Source organism: Citrobacter braakii (genome assembly GCF_002075345.1).
Taxonomy (GTDB): Bacteria; Pseudomonadota; Gammaproteobacteria; order Enterobacterales; family Enterobacteriaceae; genus Citrobacter; species Citrobacter braakii.
This window is the reverse complement of record NZ_NAEW01000044.1, coordinates 1-5,405: the sequence shown is the minus strand read 5'-3', so window position 1 is coordinate 5,405 and position 5,405 is coordinate 1. Positions and strand designations below refer to the sequence as shown.

6 protein-coding genes are annotated in these 5,405 nt (G+C 61.4%); all 6 read right to left on the bottom strand.

Features of this window, described 5'->3' with window-relative positions:
• On the bottom strand, positions 1–1,231 hold a 1,231-nt coding region (gene traD / locus BZK42_RS27305; protein WP_143329768.1), incomplete at its 3' end, for a conjugative transfer system coupling protein TraD.
• A complete protein-coding gene (locus BZK42_RS27300; RefSeq protein ID WP_080861382.1) occupies positions 1,228–2,301 on the bottom strand; it encodes a hypothetical protein in 1,074 nt (357 codons plus the stop codon). The genes BZK42_RS27300 and traD, both read right to left, overlap by 4 nt.
• Before the next feature lie 57 nt (positions 2,302–2,358).
• Entirely contained in the window at positions 2,359–3,672 is a 1,314-nt protein-coding gene (locus BZK42_RS29440; RefSeq protein ID WP_249025187.1) for a hypothetical protein, read from the bottom strand.
• Positions 3,647–4,228 (bottom strand): restriction endonuclease, encoded by a 582-nt coding sequence (locus BZK42_RS27290; RefSeq protein WP_080861378.1) that lies wholly within the window; start codon positions 4,226–4,228, stop codon positions 3,647–3,649. Before BZK42_RS27290 ends, BZK42_RS29440 begins: the two co-directional genes overlap by 26 nt.
• Positions 4,229–4,235: 7 nt before the next feature.
• The gene (locus BZK42_RS27285; protein WP_080861375.1) at positions 4,236–4,805 is read right to left on the bottom strand and encodes an integrating conjugative element protein; all 570 of its coding nucleotides are present in this window, start codon (positions 4,803–4,805) and stop codon (positions 4,236–4,238) included.
• A gap of 1 nt (position 4,806) precedes the next feature.
• On the bottom strand, positions 4,807–5,405 hold a 599-nt coding region (locus BZK42_RS27280), incomplete at its 5' end, for a lysozyme family protein (protein ID WP_143329766.1).

The window sequence follows — 5,405 nt, the reverse complement described above, 5'->3', positions numbered from 1 at the left end:
GTAAAAGGGAAGCCACTATTTTATCGAAATACTTCTGGTCGTAGCGGACCGCGTTACTCAGACTCTCAAGGACCGTATCTTCCAGGGCCTGGCCTTCCGGACTCTCCAGCACCTGCGTGATGGCCGCCCGGCGCAGGACGTAATCCGCTACCCCTTTGTTCTGGTTCACCTGGCTTAACAGCGCCACCTGCTGGTCAACCACCGCCAGCAGGTGCGGGGCATGCTCCCTCAGGTACCATTCCACATAGCGCTCATGGAGCCCCGTGATGTTCATGACGTAACGGCGGACCAGGTTATAATCCGGCCGTTCTCCCAGGGCAACCAGCGCCTGAGCAATAATATTCACCACCCGCCAGGCAAATTCGCGAAACGCCGCGCTGTTGCCTTCCCCGCTGAGCTGATTTGCCAGGCGGCCCGGCACCTCAGACGTCCGGCCAAAACGCCCGATACCGTTGTAACGGGCGCTGATGTCAGGCCAGCCCAGGTGGAACACGTACAGTTCGTTCTGCCGCCCTGTCCGGTGAGCTTCCGCCCACACCCTTTTCAGCAGGTCAGCATCACCTTTCGGGTCAATCACCACCACGGTATTCCCGCGCCGGATATCCTGGGTTATCAGCAGCTCTGCCAGCCGGGTTTTGCCCACCCGGGTGGTTCCCAGAACCAGCATATGCCCCACCCGCTCCCCCAGGTCCATACTGACCGTGTCCTCATCCGGCTCCACGCCGTGTATCGCCGGGTTGCCGCCTGCCGGCGGCAGCGGACGCACGGGGTTGAGCGGGGTGTCGGTACGCAGTATCCGGCTCAGCCAGGGCAGGCGGTACTCTGACCAGCGTTCCGTTCGCCGGGCCAGACGGTATGGCAGGGAGGGCAGCAGAAACGCCTGCACTTCAGGCCGGCGGGTCTCCAGCAGGCGCTGGAGATGTTTCTGCTCCCAGGCAAATCCTTTCCCCAGAAAAAGGCGGTAGCGGCTGACCGGCACCTGACGGCTGGTCATCACATAGCGGGGAAGACGCTTCAGGTTGCGGCGGTAGCGCAGTATCTTCAGTCCCTGGCGGGTTCGTACCACAGCCAGTGCCGCAAATCCTCCCGCGGTCACATAGCTGACCGACGGCGCCAGCGCCACAGCCCACGGCGCGCTGACGCAGACGAATGCCGCGCAGCCTGCCGCCACGGCGGTATTAAGCTCCACGGCAGGGCGCAGCAGCGCCTCCATCACATAGCGGTCGCTCATTCCGGTGTCCTCCCGGTCAGAGCGGACCACCAGGAACGTGATGACACGGTCTTACGTGCGGCACGGATGTCCCTGTCGGCGTCGTGCAGCGCAGACAGCAGCCGGTAAACGTCACGCACATGTTGGCAGGTCACCTTCTCCGGCAGTCGCCCGGTGGTGTCGCCATAAAGCTGAATGCTCAACTGAGGCTGGCACAGGATGCACCTCCAGCCCGGGCCATCCTGTATGCTGTCTGTTCTCTCCCGTCCGGCGATGACTGACCCGAAGACCGAAAATGACGGGTTATTCAGCAAACCTGCCAGCTCCGCACAGGCTTCCTCCATCACCGTATCCACCGTCAGTGTGGTGAGGCTGACGCCCTGCAGTACCGGCAGGCGACATTCCCGGTCATACTGAAAGCGCGCCCGGCACACGGTGGACAGACCGTGCGTGACCGTCCAGTACACGCCGTCTTCCGACACGCAGACGACGCCCTCCGGCGACCGGGCGGTGTTCCTGGTCCGGGTTTGTTCCGACAGTTCGCGCCAGTTCATCCCCTGATAGCGCAACTCATCATGCCCCGTCACCCGGTCCAGGCAGACGGACATCCCCTCCTCCCGCAGTATCCGGGTCACAAAGGGGGAGTTCTCCCGGTCGTGTACGGGCCGGACATCCGGAATGTCCTTCGCCCATCGCGGTTCACCGTCACCATCCCGGTAAAAATCCAGCACTGAGCTGTCAAAGTAATTTATCACCCCAACGACAGGTGCCGCCTGATTATTTTCCCGTCCCGCCAGGTCTGCCCGCAGGCGCTCAATGGTCCGTCTGCGGCGCTCAGCGCATCCCCGGGCATTCCTGAGCCTGCCCTCTGCATCCCGCGCCATCTCAAGAGCGTCGCCAACCCGGCGGTCTGCTTCTGCCTGAATGTCCCGGATAAGGGCTATGGCCTGCGTGACCGACGGCCATTCGCTTTCATCAACATCAGTACCGGCGTAATCCTCCGGACCAGATGAATATTCCCCGCCACCACTCATCACATCAGACAACCCTTTCTGTTGTGCATCATCTTTTATCACTTCGTCTTTGACCATGCTGCAGGCCTCCGTCTGTTCAGAAATATATCAACCGGAACATCCACCACACCCGGATTACAAAGGGTCAGTCTCCCTGCTGTCCACCGACAGAATATCGGGGTAACGCCACGACAGCGTCTCCCACCACGCCTCATCAATCTGCGGAACCTCACCCTGTTTTTCTGCCTCACGCAGGCAAAGCAGAATATTCTCCAGCGATAACAGAAAGGTGTGATGGTTATCCTTCATGACAAAATGCATGCACTCCATCTCCGGGCAGGGGAGCACCAGCCCCTGAGGTACCGCCGGATTGTGCTCCGGCAGTGTCATCTGCGGGGCTCCGGCATTTTTCATTCTGATAACCTTCCCCTGACGCACCGCGTCTTCAGCGCTCAGGGGAACTGACAGCAGGTCACTGCCATCGTCTTCCAGCGTACTGACGGCATGTTCATACGCCGTGGCGTGTACCAGCGCATGGAAATCATCAAATGCCAGCGCCAGCAGTTCGGTGCGGTCGGTTTCAGCAGAAGGCGCCGGCGTGTGGACTGTCGACATCATGTCGCGCAGCCATGTCGACGCGGCGTTCAGCCACGCTGAGCGGTACTGCATCAGCGTCCCGACATCATCAGTCAGGACGCCGTCTGTCAGCGTCCGCAGCAGCGGATATTCATGGAGGGTTTTCAGACTGCATCCCCGGAACAGCGACATTTCACCTTCAGTCACCCGCTTAAGGCCGTCACGAAAAAGCCGCATCAGTTCGGGGATCACCCGGGAAAGCACCTGCTCCGGTACTCTCTCATCCGGCGGCAGCATCTGCAGCATCATGGCGGCCCAGGCCGTCTCCGGAAAATCACGCCGTTGCTGCTGCCATTTCAGCACCTGAGACAGCAGCCGCCCGCGGGCCAGATTGCCGGCCTTTTTCTGCATCACCGCGTTCTGAAAGGCGCACCAGTCCGTGAGATGCCGGTTAAAACTGGCCGTTGCCATGCCCTCCGGGGTGTGCTCCACTGTCGACTCATCATCCTCTCCCGGGAAGCGCAGTTTCAGCAGGATACGATGTTTTTCCTGCTGCCCCGGGGAAAGACCGGCTGAGCCGTAAAGCACCTCAGGCCCAAAAATCAGAAAGAAGAGTTCTGAATCCAGCAGCATTTTCACCGCTGTACTCACCTCCACCATCACCGGCATGAACGGTGCCTTCAGCAGGGCGCCCCCCGCCTGCCGGGGTCCGTTCAGCAGGTCAGCACTGAACACCGGGGGCAGGTTATACGGTACAGGGGAGAAAACATCATCGCAGTCGTCACCCAATACCAGGTGCTCAAGGTAATGAGTCACCCTGTCCCGGTACCGGGCGGGCAGCGTGTAATCAAAAGGAACAACGGTCATGGACATTCATGTATTCTCCATTTGTTTTATGCGGATACCAGTCCGCACGCCCCGCCAGCAGGTTCAGCAGCCGCTGTCCGCTGACGAGCCGCACCTGCGGGTACATCTGCAGGCCGTCACGGCTTTTACGCCCCGTTCGTCCGGTATAGATAAAAAAACCGCAACAATTTTCACGGGCAAGCAGTTCACCAAAATCCCGGACGTGCTGCGGTGAAATGCTCCGGCTGTAGCGTTTGGCCTGAATAAGCCACCTTTCACCGGCAATAAATACCTGGCCGTCAAGTCCGCCATCCCCGCTGTATGACGGGTTACGGATAACCTTCAGCCCCTGATTATCCAGGGCCAGCAACAGCAGTTCCTCAAACACGTACGGGTTGATTCTGCGCAGGTAGTTCAGCCGGGCACCGTCTGAGGCCAGCTGTGGCAGCCGGGTCAGTATCCGCTCTGCCGTCTGCCGGTAACGGCGGTGGCGGCAGCCCCGGGCAGCGGGTGTCCGCCTGAACCATCCGGCGACAACGACTGCTGCTGACAGCAGAAAAAGAAGCAATATAACCGGCAGCATCAGCGCCTCACTGTGACAGCCCGCGGTCCGTAATCAGCACCGGGTAGTGCGTGAGCTGAAGACGGCGCGCGATATCACTGGCGGACGCCGGCAGCAGCGTCAGGCCCGGTACTCCTGCCTGCAGTTCCCGCAGGGCGGCTCTGTCCGTGACGTTCACCACCAGACCCGTGGCGTTCATACGCAGCAGGTCAGCCCGCCTCTGTGCCAGCCAGTCCCGGGACAGCGTGTCGTCCCCGACCAGAAACACCGGCGTCATGCCCGCCAGCGCCAGACTGCGCGCCTCCACCCTGCCCGGCGTCATCTCCGGCGTGGTCACCGGCAGCATCTCATCTATCGTGACGGGCGCGGATGGCCGCGGGGGTGATGGCGGAGACAGCGACCGCGGCGGCGTGAACTCATTCGCCTCATTGTTGATGGCGTCAAACAACGGGGCGGTGGACTCACCGCCGAGGTCCGCCACCACGGTCAGCGCCGCCATCGCGGAGGTGGTCAGCAGCCCGACAAGCGCAACCGGCACCAGGGTGTGGCGGACTGTGGCATGCAGGGTATGAACATAATGTGGAAGGTGTCTTTTCATTTCAGTGTTCTCCCGGCATCTGAGGCTCCGCCCACCGCAGCGCCGTTTCTTCCGCTGTCACCGGCACTGACGGCAGGGATGAATAAGCCGTACTGCGTGGGCGCGGCTCTGCCGGCGTAATCGTCGCCAGTTTCCGCTGTACAATGGCCCGGTAGGTCCGGGCCGGTTTTCCGCCCGCCGGATGGTGGTAACACCCCACCGCCTGCAGCCAGCTGCCGGGATTCAGGTCATAGCAGTGACGCAGGATTTGTGCGGCAGCCCGCAGGTTGGTGTACGGCTCCAGCGCTTCACGGTAATTACGAAAATACCCGCCGTTCCACCCCAGATTCACCTGGGCAATTCCCACATCTATCCGTCTGAGCGGGTAATGGCGCATAAAACCCAGCAGCGCCTGGTATGCCTCCTCCCGGCTGGCGTACCGGTATCCCTTTCCCGCCACGTTCAGTGTCCATGGCCACGGGCGCTCCCCCTGTGGCAGCCGTCGCGAGGACTCCGCCAGGGACACCGAATACAGCGCTTCTGCCGGGACGCCATACTCTTCTGCCACCTGCCGGTAACCTTCAGGCACCGGGCTGCCGGCCGGTAACGGTTGCCCCTGTG

Bases quoted from the DNA above. Each gene is read 5' to 3' on its own strand.
- BZK42_RS27300 (WP_080861382.1), bottom strand. From the start codon at position 2,301: ATGGTCAAAGACGAAGTGATAAAAGATGATGCACAACAGAAAGGGTTG.
- BZK42_RS29440 (WP_249025187.1), bottom strand. From the start codon at position 3,672: ATGTCCATGACCGTTGTTCCTTTTGATTACACGCTGCCCGCCCGGTAC.
- BZK42_RS27290 (WP_080861378.1), bottom strand. From the start codon at position 4,228: ATGCTGCCGGTTATATTGCTTCTTTTTCTGCTGTCAGCAGCAGTCGTT.
- BZK42_RS27285 (WP_080861375.1), bottom strand. From the start codon at position 4,805: ATGAAAAGACACCTTCCACATTATGTTCATACCCTGCATGCCACAGTC.